A 21,184-nucleotide genomic window follows, 5' to 3' on the forward strand; every position below is an offset into this window, starting at 1 on the left:
GGGGCGGAACCGGTTCAGGATGCCACGTGCAGCCGGGCGGCGCCGGGCATTCCGGCCCGGTGCGCGAGGGCCGCCGCCTCGCCGCGCGAGCTGACGCCCAACTTGGCCAGGATGTTGGCGACATGGAACTTCACCGTGGACTCGCTGATGTGCAGCGCCTCGGCGATGTCCCGGTTGCGGCGGCCCTGGGCCAACTGGTCGAGCACCTCCAGTTCGCGCGGCTGCAAGCCGTCCAGGGGGTCGGTGGCGGCGATCGGCGCGGGCAGGCCGAGCGGCAGGTCGACGGTCACGGTGGTCCCCCAGCCGGGGACGGACTCGATGCCGTACCGGCCGCCGAGCGCGGCGATCCGGTCGGCGGTGCGGTGGACGGCCAGGGCGTCCGCGGCGAGCAGGCCGAGGCCGTCGTCGCGCACCACCGCGCGCAGCGCGCCGTCCGCCGTGAACTGCCAACTCACGTGCAGCCGGGCCGGCTTCTCCTGGTCCAGCATCAGCATCACGGCGACCCGGACGGCGTCCCGGGCGGTGTGCGCGGTGTCCGCCGGGACGGACCGGGCGGCGTCCGCCGGCGGCGCGAGGTCCAACCGGACCCGGGTGTGCCGCAGCAGCGGGCGCAGCTCCCGGGCGAGCCGGGCGAAGGCCGCGTCGGCGGGCTCCTCGCTGAGCGTGCGGTCCAGGTCGGCGGCGCGCCGCAGGTCGAGCAGGGCGGTGACGGCCAGTTCGGTGGCGGCCCGGCGGGCGGCGCCGTCGTCCAGGTCGGCCGAACGCAGCGGAGCCAGGATCGCGCTGAGCGTCGCACCGTGGGTGCCGGTGAACTCGGCGGTCGCCCGGGCGCGGGCTTCGGCGGCGGCACGGGAGACCGCCGCCACGGGGGGCGCGGCGTCGGTCGCGCGGTGGTCGGAGTGGGCGATCACCAGCTCGCACAACTGCTGGAGGACGGCGAGCGCGCCGGGCGCCACCGGCGCCGCGTCCGCCCGGACCAGCACCAGGAAGGCGCCCTTGCCGTCGCCCTGCTGGGCCGAGACCGCCACCACCGGCCGTACCCGGCCCGCGAGTTCGGCCTCGCCCTGCCAGGGCCGGCCGGTCGAGGTCGTCCCGGCGGCGCGCTCGGCCAGCCGGGCCAGCTCCAGGCCGCTGGTGCCGCCGGTCAGCTCGGGCGGGCCGTAGGCGAGCGTGGGGGAGTAGGTGCAGATGCCGCTGAGGTGGGCGATCGCGGTGTGCGGGACCAGGGTGCCGACCACCTCCGACAGCCGCGGCAGCACGTCGGGCCGGGGGGTGCGCAGCACCTCGACGGCCCGCGCCAGCGCGTCCTCGGGCCGGCCCCAGTGCTGCTGCCAGGTCTCGTCCACGTCCATGCCCTTCAGCCTAGTGCGGACGCCGACGGCGGCCACCCCTCCCTTCGGCCAGGTCGAACTGTCCGAACGACCGGCCGGAGCGGCGGCCCCGGCGACGCAGGATGGATCCGTCGGAACGACCGGTCCGGGGCGGTGCCCCGGACCGGTGCCGGGTCGAGTCCCGGACAACCCGGACCAGTCAAGGACGAAGGGCACCTCCCATGACCAAGGCGATCGCCTTCACCCAGTACGGCGGCGCGGACGTGCTGCGCCCGATCGAGATCGAACTGCCCGCCCCCGGAGCCGGCCAGGTGCGGGTCGCGGTGCGCGCGGTGGGCGTCAACCCGCTGGACCACAAGGTGCGCAGCGGCGCACTGCAGGGCCTCTTCCCGGTGGCCTTCCCCGCCGTGTCCGGCTACGAGGTCTCCGGCGTGGTCGAGGAGGTCGGCCCGGAGGTGACCGGCTTCGCGCCCGGCGACGAGGTGTTCGGCGCGCTGATGGGCGGCGGCTACGCCGAGCACGCGCTGCTGGACGTCACCCACCTGGCGCACAAGCCCGCCACGCTGAGCTGGGAGGAGGCCGCGGCGGTGCCGACCGCCGCCGAGACCGCCCAGCGGGTCCTCGCGGTCCTGGGCGCCCGGGCGGGCGAGACCCTGCTGGTGCACGGCGCGGCGGGCGGGGTCGGCACGCTGCTGCTCCAGTTCGCCCGGGCCCGCGGGATCACCGTGGTCGGCACCGCCGGCGAGGCGAACCAGGACTACCTGCGCGAACTCGGCGCGATCCCGGTGGTGTACGGCGAGGGCCTCGCCGAGCGGGTGCGGGCGGCCGCCCCGGGCGGGGTGGACCGGGCGCTGGACGCGGCCGGCCAGGGCGGGGTGCTGCCGCTGTCGATCGAGCTGACCGGCAGCGCGGAGCGGGTGGTGACGATCGCCGACATCGAGGGCGGCGAGCAGCACGGCGTGCGCTTCACCGGCGGCGCCGGCGGCGAGGAGATGCACCACCGGGCGGCCCTCGACGCCGCGCTCGCCCTGCACCGGGAGGGCACCCTGCGGCTGCCGCTGCACCGGGTGCTCCCGCTCGCGGAGGCGGCGGAGGCCCAGCGGCTCAGCGAGCTGGGCCACCTGCGGGGGAAGATCGTCCTCACGGTCTGACCCGGGGGCGCCGTGCCCGGCATCCGCTGCCGGGCATCAGGCACCAGGCATCAGGCACCAGGCGCCAGGGACCAGGCGCCGGGAGCCCGCTGCCGGGCACCCGCCGGTCACTGCGCGAACAGTTCGACCAGGGTCGACACCCCGTCCGCCCCGTGCCCCCGGTCGACGGCGCGCCGGGTGACCGCGAGCGCGGCGTCCAGGACGGAGGTGTCCAGGCCGCGGGCCCGGGCGGTGTGGGCGACGTGCGTCAGCCCGGCCGCCGCGGAGGCCACGCTGCTGCGGTCGCCCGGGTGGCGGCGCTCGTCCGCGCGTCGGGCGAAGTCCTCGATCAGCGGCCCCAGCAGGAGCGGCAACCCCTGGGCGTACGGGGCGAGTTCGGTGCCGCCGATGCCCTCGGCGCGGGCCAGTGCGAGGGCGTGGACCAGGCCGTGCGCGGTGGTCCAGAAGAGGTCCAGCAGGGCCGTGTCGAAGGCGGCGGCCCGCCCCGGATCGGTGCCGACGTGCCGCACGGTGCCGAGCGCCCGCAGGATCGGCTCGTGCGCGGCGAAGGCCTCGGCGTCGCCGCTCAGCAGGAGGGTGCCCTCGGGGCGGCCGATGGTCGGGGTGGGGGTGAGGACCGCCGCGTGGAGGGAGCGGTGGCCGACGGCCCGGGCCCGGACGGCGCCGGCCCGGGCGTCCGCCGGGGTGATCGAGGTGGCGTTGACGACGGTCCGCCCGCGCAGCGCCTCCCCGGCGGCGTCCAGCACGGCGTCGGCGGCGGCCCGGTCGCGGACGCAGAGCAGCACCAGCGGGGCGTCCGCCACCGCCGCGGCCGCGTCGGCGGCCACCCGCGCGCCCCGGGCGGGCAGGTCGTCCTCCCGGCCCGGGGTGCGGTTCCAGACGGTGACGGGGTGCCCGGCGGCCAGCAGGGCCCCGGCCAGCGCCCGACCCATCGGGCCCAGGCCGAGGACGGCAACCTCCGTGGTGGACAGCTGAGTTGAGGGGGGTGCGGAAGATCGTTCGGTCGTCATGGCGGTTACGCTAGACCTTCACGCCGACGGCAGGGTCAAGGCCGGAGGCCGACGGGACCGGTGGTCGCCGAGCGGCGGCGGCCCGCCATCCGGTGAGGGGAGAGTGCCGCAATGCGGATCGGAGAGCTGGCCCGGCGGACCGGGGTCACCCCGCGCGCCCTGCGCTACTACGAGGAACAGGGACTGCTCGCCCCCGAGCGCCGCCCCAGCGGCTACCGCGAGTACGGCGACCGGGACGTGGACACCGTCCACGGCATCCGCACCCTGCTCGCGGCCGGTCTCACCAGCGCCGTGATCGCCGAGATCCTCCCGGGCCTGCCGCTCCCCGGGCGGCGGCGGCCCGGCCCGACCTGCCCGGAGCTGCTCGCCGTGCTGGCCCGCGAGCGGGCCCGGATCACCCGGCAACTGGACGAGCTGGAGGCCTCCCGGGCGCTGCTGGACGCGGTCATGGGGGCGGACGCGCCGAGCGAGGTGATCCGCACGCCCGGGAGGTGACCCGCCCGCCGAGCGAGGTGATCTGTCCGCCCGGGAGGCCGCGCGGCGACGGGATAAACGGGTGGCGGGCGCCCGCGCGCCCGTGTTGAGGTGGGCGGATGGATTCTGATCATGTACTCGCCCTGTTCGACCAGCGGATCCGGCGCGACGCGCGGCCGGACGGCCCCGGCGTCCGCGTCGAGCGGGACGGCGCCGTGGTGCGCCAGGTCGGCGGGGCACACGCCTGGAACGGCGTCCTCTGGTCGGGCCTGGACGAGGCCGGGGCGGACGCCGCGATCGCCGCGCAGGTCGCCCACTTCGCCGGGCTGGGCCTGGAGTTCGAGTGGAAGGCCTACTCCCACGACCGCCCCGCCGACCTCGGCCGCCGGCTGCTCGCGGCCGGTTTCACCGCCGAGCCGGACGAGGCGCTGATGATCGCCCGGATCGACGAGCTGCCCACCGACGCCGTCCTGCCCGAGGGCGTCCGGCTGGAGCCGGTCACCGACCCGGCCGGGGTGGAGCTCATGGTGGAGGCCCACGAACTCGCCTTCGGCACCGAGATGCCCGTGCTGCGCGAGCGGCTGCTCGACCACCTCCGGCACGGCTCGGAGACGCTGAGCATGTTCGTCGCGATGGCCGGCGACCGGCCGGTGAGCTCCGCCCGGACGGAGCTGACCCCGGGCACCGGCTTCGCCGGCCTGTGGGGCGGCGGCACCGTGCCCGGCTGGCGCGGTCGGGGCATCTACCGGGCCCTGGTCGCCCACCGGGCCCGTCAGGCCGCCGCGCTCGGCTACGAGTACCTCCAGGTCGACGCGAGCGACCAGAGCCGCCCGATCCTGGAGCGACTCGGCTTCGCCCGGCTGAGCACCACCACGCCGTACGTGTACACGCCGTAGCGCGGCGGTCGCGGCGCGGGCCGAGGGGCGGCCCGCGCGGCCCGTCGGCCCGCTGCTCACCGCAGCCGCTCGACCACCACCATCGCCGCGTCGTCGTCCAGCCGTCGGCCGACGTGGGCCAGCAGGTCGCGGCGCAGGCGGTGCAGCAGCGCGCCGGGCCGTTCGCCCTGCCAGGCGGTGACCCGTTCGGTGAGCGGGTAGAAGCGGCGCTGGGAGTCCCGGGCCTCGATCACGCCGTCGGTGTAGATCAGCAGCCGGTCGCCGGGGCGGAACGGGAAGGTCTGCACCTCGTAGCCGACCGGCGCGAGCTCGCCCAGGCCGAGCGGTGGCGCGGGGTTGCGGGTGGTCAGGGTGGTGAGGCCCTCGGGGCGCAGCAGCAGTGGGGGCGGGTGGCCGCAGTCGATCAGGTGGACGTGCGCGCCGTCGTCGGGGATGTCGAGCAGGACGGCGGTGATGAAGGACTCGCCGCCCTCGTCCGGCGCGCCCCCGGGCGGGTCCGGGTGCCGGGAGCGCTCGGCCTGGCGGGCCTGGGCCAGCTGGGCGAGGTCCCAGCAGACGCTGCCGTCCAGGTAGGCGGCGAGGTCCGGCAGGTCGGCGTGCAGGTGGGCGGCGGCGCGGAAGGCGCCGAGCAGCAGGGCGGCGTCGCCGAGCGAGGACAGCCCCTTCCCGCGGACGTCGCCGACCAGCAGCCGGGTGCCGTTGGTGGTGCGGGCGGCCGCGTACAGGTCGCCGCCGACCTGCGCCTCGGCCTCGGCGGCGAGGTAGACGGAGGCCAGGTGCAGCGGCCCGATCCGCTCCGGCAGCGGGCGCAGCAGCACCCGCTGGGCGGCCTCGGAGACCGAGCGCACCCGGGCCAGTTCGCGTTCGTGCCGGTCGCGCAGCACCCGCAGGCCGACGATCAGCACCGAGACGATCAGCTGGGCGCTGAGCTGGGTCTCGATGTTGGCGCTGGTCAGGCCGTCCCGGACGGCGCCGATGAAGGTGAGCGCGCCGAGGGCGAGCAGGGCGACCCCGGCGGTGGCCCGGGGCCCGGCGACGGAGGCGGTGAGGGCGGGGGCGACGATCAGCAGCGGCCCGAGGTGGATCTGCGGCGGCGAGACGATGTCGACGACGGTGATCACGACGATCAGTGCGAGCGGCAGCGCCGTCATCACTCGGCGGTCGGGCCGCCAGGAGCGGCGGCGGGCGCGCGGACGGGGCTCATCGGGACGCTGCCGGAGGGGCACCTCTCCTCTGTACACCGTGGGAGCGGTGGGGCGCACCCCGGGCGGTGGAGCCCGGGGCGGCGGCTGGTCCGGCGACGGGGCGGGGTCCGGCCGCAGGGCCGCGGTCGGGGCCGGTCAGCCTTCCTCGCCGTAGCGGGCCAGGTACGCGGCGAAGCGGGCGACGTCCTCGTCGGACCAGTCGGTGAAACGGGCGGTGAAGGACAGCCGGCGCTGCTCGTTGGCGTCCCGCAGCAGGGTGAGCCCGGCCTCGGTGGCGCGCAGGATCTGGCCGCGCTGGTCGTCCGGGTCGGCCTCGCGGCGCAGCAGGCCGAGCTTCTCCAGGGCGGTGACCTGGCGGCTGACGGTGGACTTGTCGAGCATGAAGTGCGCGGCCACGTCGGCGGCCCGGCAGCCGCCGCGCTCGGTGATCAGGTCGAGGATGCTGTAGGTGACCAGGGAGAGGTCGGGGTGCAGCTGGGAGGCCTTGTGCCGGGCACGGCGGGCGAAGGCGGTCAGCTCGCGCTGGATGGTGTCGATGGACGACTTGCGGCCGGGCACGGCGTTCCTACCTCCTGGAGATTTGTTGCACTATACAACGGATTCGCCCGGAGTCGTGCGCGGCGCGACCGCCCCGCCCGTGCCGTCGGCCGCCGATCCCCCCGCGCCCGCGCCCGCGTCACCGCCCGGGCCGCCGGTCGGGGCGTCACTCGGGTCGCCGTCCGTCGTCCGCCTCCGCCCGTCCTGCCAGGCACGGGCGGCCGCGATCCGGCTGGTCGCACTCGGGTGAGTGGCGAACAGTAGCTCAAGCACCCGCGGCGGGTCGACATCCGAGACGTTCACCACCGCCAGTCTGCGTTGCATCGCCACGAACTGCTCGGCGTCCCCGGTCAGTTCGAGTGCGTGCCGATCCGCCCTGGCCTCGATCCGGCGGCTCACCGCGCACTGCGCCGGTCCGGACAGGGCGCCGATCAGCGCCGCGAGCGCGGCCAGCAGCGGCAGTGCCCGGGGGTCGGAGGCGTCCACCGCCCCGGCGGCCGACAGCAGCGGGTGCCAGTCGGCCAGCAGGCCCAGCACGGCCACCGCCCCGGCGGCCCCCAGCGCGCCGAGCGCCGTCCCGACCGGCACGTCCCGGTGCTTGACGTGCCCCAGCTCGTGCGCCACCACCAGCTCCACCTCGCGCGGCTCGGCGGCCGACAGCAGCGTGTCGTACGCGACGATCCGACGGGTCGCGCCCAGGCCGGAGACGTAGGCGTTCAGTGCGGTGGTCCGCCGGGAGGCGTCCGCCACCAGGACGTCCCGGACCGCCACGCCGTCCCGCTCGGCCAGCGCCAGCAGCGCGGTGCGCAGCCCGCCCGGGGGCATCGGGGCGAAGCGGTTGAACACCGGCTCGATCAGCAGCGGGTGGAGGAACGACAGCGCGGCCGTCAGCAGCGCCGCGGCCCCCGCCGCCGGGAGCCACCAGTACCGCGGCGACCAGGCGGTCAGCGCGAACAGGCCCAGCACGAGCGGGAGGACCAGCACCAGGGTGAGCGCCAGCGAGCGCACGGCGTCCGCCGCCCAGCCGGCCCAGCCCTGGGTCACCAGCCCGTACCGGGCCCGCACGGTGCGCGCCCCGGCGCCGAAGGGCAACTGAAGAGCCTGGCCGAGCAGCACCAGGGCGGCCGCCCCGGCGAGCACCTCGGCCGTCCGGGAGCCGCCGAACCAGCGGCCGCTGGCGGTCACCAGTGCGGCGCCCGCCGGGGTCAGGCCGAGCACCAGGGGCAGGGCCAGGCCCGCCAGCCGGCCGCCCAGCGCCCACGGCAGCTGGGCGCGGCGCAGCGCTCGGCCGCGGGCGCGCTCGGCGGGGGAGAAGTCGGGCGCGGCGGGGCCGGCGGGGCCCACGGGTTCGGGCTCGGGCGGATCGGCGGCGGCGTTCATCGGCGGGGCTGGCTCCGGTGGGGTCGGGGGTGGTTCCAGCATGTCCTACCGCACGGTGCGGGCGCTCACCCGTCGCGTCCGCCCGGCGGTTCCCCGCCCGCCCGTGCCGGCCCGCTCCCGGTCCGCCCCCGTCACCCGTCCGCCGGTCCGGTGGCCCCGTGGACACCGGCGCGCAACAGCTGGTGGCCGAGGTCGACCAGGGCGCGCCCGACCGCGAACCCGTCGCCGACCGCCGGGGCCGGGGCGTCGCGGGGACTGCGGCGGGCCAGGGCGTCGCTGTGCAGGACCACTCCGTCGGCGTCCAGCACCGCGTGCACCCGGGTGGTGGACCCGTCCTCGACCACGTGCAGGCCGAGCTGCCACTCCTTGGTGCGCACAGCACCCGGGGCCGTCTCCGCCGTCTCCTGCCGCTGCTCCCCGCCGCCCGCGGTGGCGGTGCCGTCCGCCCGGACGATCACCACCGGGCAGACCCCGTGGACCGCACAGCGGGTGGACACCGAGCCGAGCAGCGTCCGGGCGAAGGCGCCCCGGCCGCGGCTGCCGAGCACCAGCAGGTCCGCCTGCTCGGCGGCCCCCAGCAGCACCTCGGCGGCGTGCCCCGGCACCAGGCTCTCCCGGACCTCCACCGGGCGCCGCGGGCCGACGACCTCGTCGACCTCGGCCGTCAGCGTGCGGCGGGCGGCCCGTTCGAAGCCCTCGTCCACCACCGGCGCGAACCAGCCGTACAGCGAGGGGTACTCCCAGGCCGCCACCGCGTGCACCGTCGCCCCGGTGAGGGCCGCCTGGCCGACCGCCCAGCGCAGCGCCGCCTTCGACGGCGCCGACCCGTCGATCCGACCACGATCCGGCGCTCCCGGCCGCCGGTCACCGGTCGAATGCCGGCCATCACGCACCTCCTGCGGTATCCGGGCCCGCCGGCGCAGCCCGCCCGCGGCCTCCCCCTCCACGCTGCGCGCCGTCCGGGCCGGGCGCCAGGGACGCGGCGGCCAGGTCGGCCGGGGGACCGGGACGGGCGGGCCCGCCGGGGCGGGCTGGTGCGGCGGGACGGGCGGGTGCGGTGGGCCGGGCGGGCGCGGTGGGATGGTGGGCCCGCCCTGCGCCTTCGTGTCCGGAACGTTGTGGGCAAGGGCTCAAACCGTGGTGATTCCGTGGCATAGGCTGACCGCTCTTGCATCGACTTCGGGGGGAACCACTCATGCGCCGTGCCGCGGCCGCCGTCGCCGTGCTCGTCGGGCTGACCGGCGTCGCCGCCTGCGGGCCGGACGACCCGGGGCCCGCCGCGGCACCGACCGCCCCGGCCGCCGCGTCCTCCGCCCCCGCCGGGGCCGGCTCCGGCACCGCCCCGGCGGCCGCCCCCACCAAGGGCGGCCCGCCCCGCCCGGACGGCACCATCACCGTCGCCTTCGCCGGGGACGTCCACTTCGAGGGCCGCACCCAGTCCCGGCTGTCCGTCCAGCCGCCCGAGCCGGCCCTCGGCCCGATCTCCCGCACCCTCGCGGACGCCGACCTGTCGGTGCTCAACCTGGAGACCGCGATCACCGGGCGCGGCGCACCCGAGCCGAAGACCTACACCTTCCGCACCACGCCCAAGGCGCTGTCCGTCCTCAAGGACTCCGGCGTCGACGTCGTCTCGATGGCCAACAACCACGCCGTCGACTTCGGCGCCGACGGCCTCACCGACACCCTGGCCGCCAAGGACTCCTCACCCGTCCCGGTGGTCGGCGTCGGGCACAACGCCAAGGAGGCGTACGCCCCGTACGTGACCACCGTGCGCGGGGTGAAGGTCGCCGTGGTCGCCGCCAGCCAGGTCGAGGACCTCACCAACCAGAAGTGGCGGGCCGGCGCCAACAAACCGGGCATCGCCTCGGCGCTGGACGTCCCCGCGCTCGTCTCGGCGGTGCAGGCGGCCAAGCAGCAGGCCCCGGTGGTGATCGTCTACCTGCACTGGGGCGAGGAGGGCAAGGCCTGCCCGACCGGCCCGCAGACCGCCGTCGCCAAGAAGCTCGCCGCGGTCGGCGCCTCCGCCGTGGTGGGCACCCACGCCCACACCATGGTCGGCTCGGGCATGCTCGGCAGCACCTACGTGGGGTACGGCTTCGGCAACTTCCTCTGGTACGGCACCTCCAACTACCCCTTCTCCAACGAGACCGGCGTCACCACCCTCACCCTCGCCGCCGACGGCAAGGTCACCGGCGAGGCCTTCGCCCCGGCCGCCATCGACGACAAGGGCATCCCCCAGCCCGTCACCGGCGCCGCCGCCGAAGCCGCCCTCAAGCGCCGCGACGGCCTGCGCGGCTGCGCCGGGCTCACCCCGCCCCCGGCGGCCCGCTGACCCGGCCGTACCATCAACCGGTGGGCGGACACGAGGAACTGACGACACGTCGACTCTCCCTGCGGCGTCCGACGGCCGAGGACGTCGACGCGATCCTGGCCGTCCACCGCGACCCGGCGGCCTGTCTGCACAACCCCTCGGACGCGCTCGACTCCCGCGCCGGGGCCGAGGAGCGGCTCGGCGCCTGGGACGCCCTGTGGCGGGCCCGCGGCTTCGGCTACTGGACGGTCCGGGCCCGTGCGCAGGGCGCCTCCCCGGTGCTCGGCTTCTGCGGCGTCAAGCCGATGGACCTCGCGGGCCGACCGGTCCTCAACCTCTTCTACCGCTTCGCCCCCGCCGCCTGGGGCCAGGGCTTCGCCGCCGAGGCCGCCCCGGCCGTCGTCGCCTGGTCCGCCGCACACGTCCCCGGCCTCCCGCTGATCGCCCGCATCCGCCCCGGGAACCTGCCCTCCCAGCGCGTCGCCCTCCGGGCCGGCCTGTGCCGCGCCGAGCACCTGGACGGGCCGGGCCACGACGGCTTCGACCTGATCTACGCGCACGGGCCTTCCGCGGAGGCCTGACGCCGCAGCGCTGCGCCCGGTCGGGCCGGGGCCGTCCGTCCCTCCGTCGGGGCGGGCGGCCCGCTTGCATCCGGGGCGAGTTGACGGATTGTCCATCGAACAGGGTATCGGCGTGGGCGAACCATTGTGTTAGGTTAGGCTTGCCTAATATTACTGGTCGGGGGGAGATCCGGACCTCCCCCTGACCAGGGGCGGTTGCCGCTGCCGGCATGCCGACGGCCCGTGACCCGCCGACCCCACAGTGCCGCACGCCCGTAGAACCGTCTTGCCCGGCAGACCCGTTCCAGACTGGAGAGACCACCGTGACCACGGTGCACCACGCCTCGCCGACCCCCACCGACGGCGGCCCCGATCGGACGGCCATCGGCGCGGCCAGCGGCCTGCTCGGCCAGTACCGGGCCGACGCCGACGAGGTGTTCTTCGCCTCGCCGACCCGCACCCTGCTCACCGCCGGGGTGCACGCCCGGGTGCCGCAGGACGACCGTCCGCTGACCGTCCGGGTCGCCGGGACGCTCGCCGAGGCGCAGCGGGCCGGGCTGCAACGGCCGCTGGTGGTCGGGGCGGTGGCCTTCGACCAGGCCGGCCGGGCCGAACTGGCCGTCCCCGCCGCCGTGCGGACGGCCGGGGCGCTGCGGGACGACCCGCTGGTCGCGCTGCCCGCGCCGCCGGCCGCGGCGGCCGGCTGGCAGGTCCGTCCGGTTCCGGCGCCGGAGGCGTACGGGGCGGGCGTCGCCGCGGCCGTCGAGCGGCTGCGCGCGGGGGAGTTGAGCAAGGTGGTGCTGGCCCGCACGCTGGAGCTGAGCAGCGACCGGCCGCTCGACCTGCCGGCCGTGCTCCAGCGACTGGCCCGGCGCGACCCGGGCGGCTACACCTTCGCCGTGCCCGCCGGCGGCGGCCGCACCCTGATCGGCGCCAGCCCCGAACTGCTGCTCTCCCGGCGGGGAACGGCCGTGCTGGCCAATCCGCTGGCCGGCTCGGTGCCGCGCAGCGAGGACCTCGGCGAGGACGTGCGGCGCGCCGCCGCGCTGCTGGAGTCGCCCAAGGACCTGCACGAGCACGCCGTCGTGGTGGACGCGATCCGCGCGGCGCTGGCGCCGTACTGCCGCACCCTGGACGTGCCGGAGCGGCCCACCCTGGTGCGGACCGCGGCGATGTGGCACCTGGCCACCACGATCAGCGGCGAGCTGGCCGATCCGGCCGTCTCCGCCCTGGAGTTGGCCTGCGCGCTGCACCCGACCCCGGCCGTCTGCGGCACCCCGACGGACGTCGCGCGCCGGGTGATCGGCGAGGTCGAGCCCTTCGACCGGGGCCTGTACACCGGCATGGTCGGCTGGAGCGACGCGACCGGCGACGGCGAATGGGTGGTGACCATCCGCTGCGCGGAGGCGGAGGGGCGGACGCTGCGGGTGTACGCGGGCGCCGGTGTGGTCGAGCAGTCCCGCCCGGAGGCCGAACTCGCGGAGACCAGCGCCAAGTTCCGCACCTTCCTGGACGCGGCGGGGGTGGCGCGGTGACCCCGCCGGGCGAAGCGCCGGACGGATCCACCCCGACCCCGGCCCTGGCCCGCACCGCCCTCCTGCTCCGGCGCCTCCCCGCCGAGGGCCTGCCGCTCCCGGCCTGAGGACCGACCGGTCCGGCCGGGCGCGCCCGCCGCCGCCCGGCCGGACCGGCACGGTCCGAGCCGCTACTGTCGTACGGTGGCCGGAGCACCGGAGGAGCGCACATGAATCCCGAGCACTACCGCCTTCTGGAAGAGGCCCGACGGGCCCTGCCGGACGGCTACAAGGTCGAGCTGTCCGGAGACGTCATCGTCATGCAGGCGTCGCCCTCCTCGATCCATCAGCTGAACCTGTCCATCGTGCAGCGCCAGTTCGAGGCGCACTGTCCGCCGGGCTACTTCGCGAGCGGGAACAGCGACCTCTCGTCGCCCGAGGTCGGTGCCGTCCGCAATCCCGACCTCACCTACCTGCCCGAGGACGTCATCGACCTGGAGGGGCACAGCATCCCCGCCGAGGTCGCGTTGATCGCGGTCGAGGTGGTGTCCCCCTCCAATCCCGACAACGACTGGACGGGCAAGGTCCGCGACTATCCGCGGATGGGATTTCCGCTCTACCTGATCGTCGACCCGCGTCAGAAGACGGTCACCCTCTTCTCCGAGCCGAACCGGGACCGCTACCACACCCGGAGCGAACGGGAGTTCGGGGAGACGATCCGCGTTCCCGAGCCGTTCGACTTCGACCTGGACCTCACGCGACTCGTCCCGTACCGGGACTGACGCTCCTTCCTCCGTTGGCGCTAACTTGGCGGGGCGGCGCCGCGCGGCGGCCGCCGTGGTACTGCATTGGGCTGACACCTTGCAGGCTGGCACCAGGATCCAGACCACCTCGGAGGCAACCTCATGACCGTTTCGCTCGCCGAGCTCACCGGGGACTACGTCCTCGACCCCACCCACTCCCGGATCGGCTTCGTGGCGCGGCACGCCATGGTGACGAAGGTCCGGGGCGCGTTCCACCAGTTCGAGGGCACTGCCCACCTGGACGGTGCCGACCCGGCCAAGTCGACCGGCCAGGTGGTGCTGAAGACCGAGAGCATCGACACCGGCGTCGAGCAGCGCGACCAGCACCTGCGGGCCAACGACTTCCTGGACGCCCCCAACTTCCCCGAGATCACCTTCCGCACCACCGCGATCGAGGCGAAGTCCGACACCGAGTACCGGGTCACCGGTGACCTCACCATCAAGGGCACCACCCGCCCGGTCGACATCGACTTCGAGTACACCGGCAACGCCGTCGACCCGTACGGCAACCTGCGGGTGGGCCTGGAGGGCTCGGTGACGATCAGCCGCAAGGAGTTCGGGGTGACCTGGAACGCGGCGCTGGAGGGCGGCGGCGTGCTGGTCGGCGACAAGATCGTGCTGGAGTTCGACATCTCGGCGATCAAGCAGAAGTAACCCGACCGGCCTGCGCGGGCCCCGGTCGCCGATGCGGCGGCCGGGGCCTCCGTCGTGCAGGCCCCGGGCCCACCGCATCGATCACCCGTTCGAGCGGTTTCAACTCCCGTACTCCCCACCGACCTCCCCCCGCCCGCCGGGTTGTCAGTGCCCCTCGCTACGTTCCTCGCATCGCTGGTCAGCAGGCTGACCGGAACGACGTTCCCCGGTGGGAGGAGTACGGCCGTGGCATGGGTGGAGACGGGCGCGGGAGGGTACCGCGTCGCGCTCGACGACGAGGGCAGGGTGGTGTGCCGCAACGCGGCGGGCCGCGATCTCAAGTCCCTTCCGGCGAAGCTCGGTGACGACCCGGTGGTCGCCCAGCTCAAACAGCTCGCCGAGTGGCTCGCCGCGCACGAGCGGCGCTGCCAGGAGGACGTCGAGCGGTGGATGGTGCGCTCGCTGCCGGTGCCCGCCGCCGTGCTCGCCGCCGTCTGGCCGGACGAGGCCTGGCGGGCCGTCCTGCGGGACGTCGTGGTCACCGGCGCGGACGGCGCCGTCGCGGGCTTCCTGCGCGACGCGGACGCCGAGCGCGGCCTCGGTCTGGTCGACCTGGACGGCGACACCGTGCGCCTCACCGACGGCGAGGTCCTGATACCCCACCCGGTGCTCCTCCCGGACCTCGAGGACCTGCGCGAGTTCGCCGTCGAACTCGGCGTCTCCCAGCGGGTCCAGCAGCTCTACCGCGAGGTCTGGCACCGGCCCGCGGAGCCGGCGCCCGGCACCGAGGTCACCGACCACGCGGGCGGCCGCTACCGCGAACTGCGCGAGCTGGTCGGGCGCTGCACCCGGCTCGGCGTCCGGGTCCGCGCCGGCTCGGCCGTGCAGCCGATCACCGAGGGCGGCCGCACCGTCGAGGCCCGGGTCTGGGTCGGCGACTACTACGACTACGACGCCTGCGAGACGGGCGCGCTGAGCTGGGCCGGCGCCGACGGCCGGGCCCTGCCGCTCGCCGAGGTCGGACCGGTCGCCTGGTCCGAGGGCATGAGGACGGCCGCCGCCCTGTACGCGGGCCGCACGATCGAAGGGGAGGACGACGCCGCATGACCACCAGCCCGACCACCACCACCGCTGCCGCGCAGCTCGACGCCGCCGCGCCCGAGGCGCTGCTCGACGCCGGCGCCGTGCTGCCGGCCGGCACCCTGCCCGGCGCCGGCCGCCCCGACAGCGCCGCCGACGTGCTGACCGCCCGCGGCTACACCCACCCCGCCCTCGACGGCCGCCGGATCGTCCGGCTGGTCCCCGGCGCCCTCGGCCGGGCCGAGGACCTCGCCGTCGAGTTCCTCGGCCTCACTCCCGACGCCGAGCCCGCCGAGGTCGGCCAGGTCCGCCAGGAGGCGCTCGGCTTCCCCGCCTGGGCGCTGGTCCACGACCCGGCCAACGGGCACCACGCGCTCGCCCTGGTCAAGGAGTTGGAGCGGCTGTCCCGGCAGGCCCGGTCCAAGCCCGGCGCCGCCAAGGACGGCTTCGACGAGCTCGCCACCCGGCTCGGCCGCGCCGTCCCGCACTTCCTGCCCACCTTCTGCGAGGAGGTCGGCCGGATCTTCCTCACCCACGGCAACCAGACCTACGCCGCCGCCTGGTTCGGCAAGGCCCGCGAGGCCGAGCGCACCCACAACCTCCCGGTCGACGAGGAGCGGCTGCGGGCCGTCTTCCTGGAGTTCGCGCTGGCCGGCGCGCTCACCGTCAAGTCCCTGCGCCAGTACGTCAAGGAGCTCGCCGGGCGGCTCGACCCGCTGACCTCCTGGCAGCGCTTCCGCCAGCTGTGCACCGAGCGCTCCGCGGCCGGCATGGCCCCGTACGCCGGGGTCGCCGAGGACGCCCGCTCGCTCCTCCGGGCCGCCGGGCTCGACCGGGCCGAGCACGAACAGGCCCTGCTCGCCGAGCTGTTGGCCTCCCCGGCGGTCAACCGGGCGCCCGGCGCGTTCTGGAAGTCCTGGCACGGCGCGCTGGTCGAGCTGGGCCGGCGGGACGCCGGGGTCCGCACCCGGCTGCTGGAACTGCTGCCCGACCCGGCCACCTCCGGCGCCGACTCCGCCCGGCACGACGCCGCCTGGCTGGAACTGCTCGCCGCCACCGGCGCCGAAGCGCTGCTCACCGGCCCGCGCGCCGAGGGCGCCGAGCCCGCCGCCGCCTGGCTCCAGCGCTGGTGCCACCACCTCGGGCGCGGCTGGGGCAACCGCCCCGATTCCCCCGCCACCGTCGCCCTGGCCGGCCGGATGGCCGAGCGGCTGCGCGCCGACGCCGTCCCGGTCGACCTGTTCACCGGCATCCGCGCCAGCCGCACCCGGATCGACCTGCTGGACGTCCTGCTGGCCGCGGGCGTCCCGGTCGCCGACCCCCGGCCCGGTCTGGCCGTCGACCTGCGCGAGTGGGTCGGCCTGAGCGGCCCCGACAGCGCTCCGCTCACCGCCGTCGCCGCCGACGAACGCTTCCGGCCGCTGCTGCGCCGCGCCGCCCCCGGCGCCTGGGAGACGGCCGTCAAGCACCGCGCCGCCGTCCTGCCCCTGCTGAACGAGCTGTTCCGGGAGTGGGCCGAGGAGCGCGCCGACGAACTCGACGCCGTCCGCGGCCTGGCCGGCGCCACCGACCTGGTCCGCTCGCTGAGCCTGCACCGCACCGCCGTCCGCACGGTCGCCCCGGCCGCCGCCGAGCGGATCGCCGCGCTCGACGTCACCGCACTGCTCACCCGCGCCCTCGGCGCCGGCATCCTGGACGAACTCGGCTGGCCCGCCCTGGAACAGGCGCTCGCGGCGCTCGCCGACCCGCCGGCCCCCGACGCCCTCCCCGACACCGCCCCGGGGCACCGCCCCCGGAACCTGAACGACCTGACCGTCGAGGACGCCTGGCCGTACCTCATCCTCGCCCGCCACGGCCGGGCCGTCGTGGTCGGCCCGGAGGGCGTCCTGCTGGAGCACACCCTGCGGGTGCCCGCACTGCCCGGCGTGCGCAACCGGCCCCGGCTGCGCCTGGTCGACGGCGAACTCCTGGTCGTCTGGTACGAGGGCAACCAGCAGAAGGCCTACTGGTCCGGCCGGCCGGACCAGACCTTCGAGCTGACCGGCCGCACCATCGCCGGCTACTACTACGGCGAGCGCCACCCGGACGAGACCTCCCTCCCGCTGCCCGGCGGCGGCCGCACCACCGGCGCCCGCCCGCTGCACCCCGGCGACACCCGGCTGCCCGAGGAGCACCCCGTCCTCGGCGACGGCACCGGCCACTGGACGGTGCGCCACACCCCGAACGGCACCCCCGTGCTGCGCGAACTCGACCCGGCCACCGGCACCCTGGGCCGGGCCGCCGAACCGCCCGTGATCGCCGCCACCGCCGCGGCCGGCGCGCTCGTCGTGGACAGCGTCCGGCTGCTGCCGATCCAGCCCGGCCTGGAGCACACCCCGCTCGGCACCGACGGCACCGTGCTCGGCAGCTGGGTCCGCCGCGACCCCGGCCGCGCCCTCACCACCTTCACCGCCGACGGACAGCGCATCGTGCTGCCGCTGAACGAACGCGACGACACCCACGTCCTCCCGGTCGGCCGGCTCGCCCTGCCCGGCACCCCGGGCCCGGTGGTCAGCCGCAACGACGAGTTCCTCGACCTCGCCCTGCCCGACCTCGCCGACCGCGCGGACCGCACCGCCGACCTGCGCTCCTGCCGCTCGGGCGAACTCGCCGCCGCCGGCACCGCGCTGATCCCGCCGTACGACCACTGGCACGCGCTGCGGCCCCGCGACGAGGCCGGCTCCCGGGTGCTGCGCGCCCTGACCGTCGACCAGGCCGCCCGGCTGATCGACCTCGCCTGGCCGGTCGACGCCGAGCCCGTCCCGGCGGACGAACAGCGCTGGCTGACGGTGCAGGGCGTCCGCCGCCCGCTCGCCCAGCGCGGTACGGCCCGCGACAGCCTGCCCGTCGAGGCGGTCGGTGCCGCCCTGCCCGGGATCACCCACCCCCTGCTGCTGGCCGGCGTCGCCGGGTTCGCCCGCACCGCCGCCGACCTGCTCGACCGGGTCGCCCGCTTCCTCCCGCAGCCGGAGGCCGAGCGGCCCACCAAGGCCGAGGCGGCCGAGTGGCGGCCCGACCACGGCCGCGACCACCAGGTGCGCGACGCCGTCAGCGCCGTCCTGCCCGGGACACCGGGCCTGGGCAACAGCTGGGGCAGCAGCGAGCAGTACTGGGTGCTCAACAACCTGCGCGCCGTCAGCGCCGCACTCGCCGCACCGGGCACCGCATCCGCCGCACCCGGCACATCCGACACCGTGTCCGGAACCGCGGCCGGCGACGGCTGGACCAGCTCGGGCACCGTCGCCCTGCGGGGCGGCGCCGCCCACAACGGGTGGCGGCACCTGCTCGGCCGGGTGGACGTCATCGCCCACGCCATCGCCCGCCCGCTCACCCCGGCCGAGCACCGTTCCACCCTGGTGCTGCTGCTCGGCGAGCTCACCAAGGGCCCGCTCGCCGACCGCGGCGCCACCCTGCGCCGGATCGTCCTCGCCGAGCAGGACGACCGCGCCAAGGGCCCGCGGGCCGAGGGCTACCGGGACGGCGAGGTCCTGCGGTGCGGCGACCGCACCGTGGTGATCCTCGACTGCCGCCACCAGGACGAGCACGGCACGGCGCACTGGCACGCCGTCGACCACGACCCGAGCGGCGCGTTCGGCCCCGTCGCCCACTTCACCACCCTGGAGGAACAGGGCACCGAGGAGCGGGTCACCACCGCCTGGACGGAGAAGTTCTGGCGGGTCGCCGCCCTGCGCGGCAGCGTCCCCTGGCAGCCCGCGCACGCCGAGGCGTTCTCCGCGCTCACCGGCATCGGCACCGCCCGCGCCACCCTGCTGCTCTGCCCGCCGCCCGAGCTGCTCTCCTGGGGCACCCCCAAGGTGCCCGCCGAACTCGGCCTCAAGACCGCGGAGGTGAAGGCCGCCCAGGACTGGCTGCGCGGGCACGACCACGACGCGATCGCCGACGTCTGGGGCGCCCTGCTGCCCACCGACGACCCCAAGCGGCTCTGGACGGAGGGCCCCGACGTCGCCGCCGGAGCCGCCGCCTGGACCAGGCACTTCGGCCGGCTCGTCACCCTTCCCGAGGACCTCCTGCACACCGTCCAGGGCGTGCCCGTCAGCCGGATCGAGGAGGTGCTCAACCCCGACCGGACGCCCTGGCTGAGCCGCACCACCAGCTTCCGGATGGTCGCCGGGGGCCGGGGCAACCCCCAGCTGGAGCCCGAGGACTCGAGCGCCGCTCCCGACAACAGCGCCTTCAGCGGCACGCTCGACGCGCTGCGCTGGCTCGCCTACCACCTGCCCGCCGACAGCCCGCTGCGCCCGGTGCTGCCGGTGACGGCCACCGCACTGCGCGAGCGGCTCGCCGACCCGGAGCTGCTGATCGCCACCGGCGCCTTCCGCACCCCCAAGGGCGCCCGGGTGTCCGCCGTGCTGCGCAGCCAGTTCGGCCTGCCGGCCGAAGGCGGCGCCGACCCGGACGGCCTGGTCCGCTGCGGCCCGGCGCTCGTCCTCACCCCCTACCACGCCGACTTCGAACAGGTCTGGCTGCGCCCGGCCGCCCTCACCGGCCCGGACGACCCGCTGGTGGAGCTGCTCCTCGGCCTGGGCGACGGCTACTGGGCGGCCGCCGAGCTCACCGCCGTACGGTCCGTGCTCAGCGGCGAGGCGGAGCGGCTGGTCGCCTCCGCCGGTGCCGTGCCGGTCACCGGCGACGGCCCGGCCTGGCTGCAGGACCCGCAACTCAGCGCCCCCGGGCTGGTCGCCGAAGCGGCCCGCACCCACGGCCTGGGCGAGGACGCCGCCGCGCTCTACCTCCAACTGCTCGCCCTGCCCGACCCGACCGACCGCAACACCGCCCGCTGGACGGGCTGGAAGCCCGCCCGGCTCAAGCGCGCCCGCGCCGAACTCGTCGCGGCCGGAACGGTGCTGGAGGCCAAGCGGGCCCGGGCCGGCCGCAGCCTCTTCCTGCCCGGCGGCTGGCAGGAGGCCAAGGCCCCCGCCCTCCCGGTGGAGACCTGGAAGGCCGCCCTGTACCAACTGCCCACCCACCGGCCGGCGCTGCCGGGCCTGCCGGTCCCCGAACTGTTCGCCCGCGCCTGGCAGCGCACGCTCGACGGCGACGCCCCCGGCTACGAAGAGCTCCAGACCAGCAAGCGCAGGAAGGCCCGCCGATGAGCACCACCGCCACCGTCCCGGAGACCCCGGACCGGCAGATCGTCCCGCCCGAGGAGAAGTACGCCGCCGAACTGGAGTTCCTGGCCGCCCACGACAGCGGCCCGCGCCCGCCCGGCTGGCACCTCACCCCGCGCGCCGTCGTCACCTTCGTCATGGGCAGCGGCGGCGAGAAGCTCAAGGCCGGGCGCCGCGCCCTCGCCATCGAGCCCAAGTTCGTCGGTGAGCGCGCCCTGGTCGAGCGCTGCGTCGTCACCCTCGCCGGGGAGCGCGGCCTGCTGCTCGTCGGCGAGCCCGGCACCGCCAAGTCGATGCTCTCCGAACTGCTCGCCGCCGCCGTCTGCGGCACCAGCGCGCTCACCGTCCAGGGCACCGCCGGCACCACCGAGGACCAGCTCAAGTACGGCTGGAACTACGCCCTGCTGCTCGCCAAGGGCCCCAGCCGCGAAGCCCTCGTCCCGTCGCCGGTGCTCACCGCGATGACCACCGGGGCGGTCGCCCGGGTCGAGGAGGTGACCCGCTGCCTGCCCGAGGTGCAGGACGCCCTGGTCTCGCTGCTCTCCGAACGCCGCATCGCCGTCCCCGAGTTGGCCGGCACCCCGGACGGTCAGCTGCACGCGGCCGCCGGGTTCACCCTGATCGCCACCGCCAACCTGCGGGACAAGGGCGTCAGCGAGATGTCCGCCGCCCTCAAGCGGCGGTTCAACTTCGAGACGGTCGGACCGATCGGCAGCCTCGCCGCCGAGGTCGAGCTGGTCCGCCGGCAGTCCACCACCGCCGTCGCCCGGGCCGGGGCCGGCTACGCCGTCGACGACGCCGTACTGGAGGCCCTGGTCACCGCTTTCCGGGACCTGCGCACCGGCCGGTCCACCGAGGGCTGGGAGGTCGAGCGCCCGTCCACGGTGATGAGCACCGCCGAAGCCGTCTCGGTCGCCACCGCCCTCGGCGTCACCGCCGCCTACCTGCCCGACGGCGGCGACCTCCTCGGCCGCCTCCCCGGCCAACTCCTCGGCGTCGTCCGCAAGGACGACCCGGCGGACGCCGCCCGGCTGCTCGGCTACTGGGACGGGCCGGTCCGCCGCCGTGCCGAACAGGGCGCCGCCACCTGGCGCACCCTGTGGGACCTCCGCGCGGCGCTGGAGGCCTGAC

General features: G+C 76.3%; 17 protein-coding genes. 11 read left to right on the top strand and 6 right to left on the bottom strand.

All coding sequences use genetic code 11. The annotated features are described in order from the left end of the window. Positions 1 to 14: 14 nt before the first annotated feature. Complete coding sequence (locus tag AB0O91_RS18050) at positions 15 to 1,352, bottom strand: response regulator transcription factor (protein ID WP_363433730.1); 1,338 nt, start codon at positions 1,350 to 1,352, stop codon at positions 15 to 17. A gap of 200 nt (positions 1,353 to 1,552) precedes the next feature. Between AB0O91_RS18050 and AB0O91_RS18055 the strand changes: the two genes are divergently transcribed. Next, positions 1,553 to 2,482 carry an NADP-dependent oxidoreductase gene (locus AB0O91_RS18055; protein ID WP_363433732.1) on the top strand — a complete coding sequence of 310 codons (930 nt, stop codon included), beginning with the start codon at positions 1,553 to 1,555 and terminating at the stop codon, positions 2,480 to 2,482. 107 nt (positions 2,483 to 2,589) lie between these two features. On the opposite strand, the gene AB0O91_RS18060 is transcribed toward AB0O91_RS18055, so the two are convergent. Beyond that, positions 2,590 to 3,492, bottom strand: coding sequence for an NAD(P)-binding domain-containing protein (locus tag AB0O91_RS18060; RefSeq protein WP_363433735.1), 903 nt, complete (start codon positions 3,490 to 3,492; stop codon positions 2,590 to 2,592). A gap of 111 nt (positions 3,493 to 3,603) precedes the next feature. Between AB0O91_RS18060 and AB0O91_RS18065 the strand changes: the two genes are divergently transcribed. Both AB0O91_RS18065 and AB0O91_RS18070 read left to right on the top strand, forming a co-directional pair. Next, positions 3,604 to 3,987 (top strand): MerR family transcriptional regulator, encoded by a 384-nt coding sequence (locus AB0O91_RS18065; protein WP_363433738.1) that lies wholly within the window; start codon positions 3,604 to 3,606, stop codon positions 3,985 to 3,987. Between the two features lie 98 nt (positions 3,988 to 4,085). After that, positions 4,086 to 4,862 (top strand): GNAT family N-acetyltransferase, encoded by a 777-nt coding sequence (locus AB0O91_RS18070; protein ID WP_363433742.1) that lies wholly within the window; start codon positions 4,086 to 4,088, stop codon positions 4,860 to 4,862. Between the two features lie 56 nt (positions 4,863 to 4,918). On the opposite strand, the gene AB0O91_RS18075 is transcribed toward AB0O91_RS18070, so the two are convergent. From AB0O91_RS18075 to AB0O91_RS18090, 4 genes are all read right to left on the bottom strand, one after another. Further along, positions 4,919 to 6,013 (bottom strand): PP2C family protein-serine/threonine phosphatase, encoded by a 1,095-nt coding sequence (locus AB0O91_RS18075; protein WP_363433745.1) that lies wholly within the window; start codon positions 6,011 to 6,013, stop codon positions 4,919 to 4,921. A gap of 189 nt (positions 6,014 to 6,202) precedes the next feature. Beyond that, on the bottom strand, positions 6,203 to 6,625 hold the full coding sequence (locus AB0O91_RS18080) for a MarR family transcriptional regulator (protein ID WP_363433748.1): 423 nt from the start codon (positions 6,623 to 6,625) through the stop codon (positions 6,203 to 6,205). 30 nt (positions 6,626 to 6,655) lie between these two features. Further along, positions 6,656 to 8,026 (bottom strand): M48 family metalloprotease, encoded by a 1,371-nt coding sequence (locus AB0O91_RS18085; RefSeq protein WP_363433751.1) that lies wholly within the window; start codon positions 8,024 to 8,026, stop codon positions 6,656 to 6,658. Between the two features lie 89 nt (positions 8,027 to 8,115). Beyond that, positions 8,116 to 8,931, bottom strand: a complete 816-nt coding sequence (locus tag AB0O91_RS18090; RefSeq protein WP_363433754.1) for a universal stress protein — start codon at positions 8,929 to 8,931, stop codon at positions 8,116 to 8,118. 248 nt (positions 8,932 to 9,179) lie between these two features. Here AB0O91_RS18090 and AB0O91_RS18095 point away from each other — a divergent pair, with 248 nt between their 5' ends. The 8 genes from AB0O91_RS18095 (at position 9,180) to AB0O91_RS18130 (ending at position 21,183) form a co-directional block, all read left to right on the top strand. After that, positions 9,180 to 10,316: a CapA family protein gene (locus tag AB0O91_RS18095; RefSeq protein WP_363433756.1), complete on the top strand. Its 1,137-nt coding sequence runs from the start codon at positions 9,180 to 9,182 to the stop codon at positions 10,314 to 10,316. A gap of 20 nt (positions 10,317 to 10,336) precedes the next feature. Beyond that, on the top strand, positions 10,337 to 10,876 hold the full coding sequence (locus tag AB0O91_RS18100) for a GNAT family N-acetyltransferase (protein ID WP_363433758.1): 540 nt from the start codon (positions 10,337 to 10,339) through the stop codon (positions 10,874 to 10,876). Positions 10,877 to 11,187: 311 nt separating this feature from the next. Next, entirely contained in the window at positions 11,188 to 12,390 is a 1,203-nt protein-coding gene (gene dhbC / locus AB0O91_RS18105; RefSeq protein WP_363433918.1) for an isochorismate synthase DhbC, read from the top strand. 209 nt (positions 12,391 to 12,599) lie between these two features. Beyond that, positions 12,600 to 13,151 (top strand): Uma2 family endonuclease, encoded by a 552-nt coding sequence (locus tag AB0O91_RS18110; protein WP_363433760.1) that lies wholly within the window; start codon positions 12,600 to 12,602, stop codon positions 13,149 to 13,151. 123 nt (positions 13,152 to 13,274) lie between these two features. Continuing rightward, a complete protein-coding gene (locus tag AB0O91_RS18115) occupies positions 13,275 to 13,826 on the top strand; it encodes a YceI family protein (protein ID WP_363433762.1) in 552 nt (183 codons plus the stop codon). Between the two features lie 234 nt (positions 13,827 to 14,060). After that, a complete protein-coding gene (locus AB0O91_RS18120; protein ID WP_363433921.1) occupies positions 14,061 to 14,912 on the top strand; it encodes a DUF4132 domain-containing protein in 852 nt (283 codons plus the stop codon). After that, positions 14,909 to 20,038, top strand: a complete 5,130-nt coding sequence (locus AB0O91_RS18125) for a hypothetical protein (RefSeq protein WP_363433765.1) — start codon at positions 14,909 to 14,911, stop codon at positions 20,036 to 20,038. Before AB0O91_RS18120 ends, AB0O91_RS18125 begins: the two co-directional genes overlap by 4 nt. Further along, positions 20,035 to 21,183 (top strand): AAA family ATPase, encoded by a 1,149-nt coding sequence (locus AB0O91_RS18130; protein ID WP_363433768.1) that lies wholly within the window; start codon positions 20,035 to 20,037, stop codon positions 21,181 to 21,183. Before AB0O91_RS18125 ends, AB0O91_RS18130 begins: the two co-directional genes overlap by 4 nt. Position 21,184: the final 1 nt, after the last annotated feature.

This window comes from Kitasatospora sp. NPDC089797 (assembly GCF_040684795.1).
In the GTDB taxonomy this organism is placed as follows: domain Bacteria; phylum Actinomycetota; class Actinomycetes; order Streptomycetales; family Streptomycetaceae; genus Kitasatospora.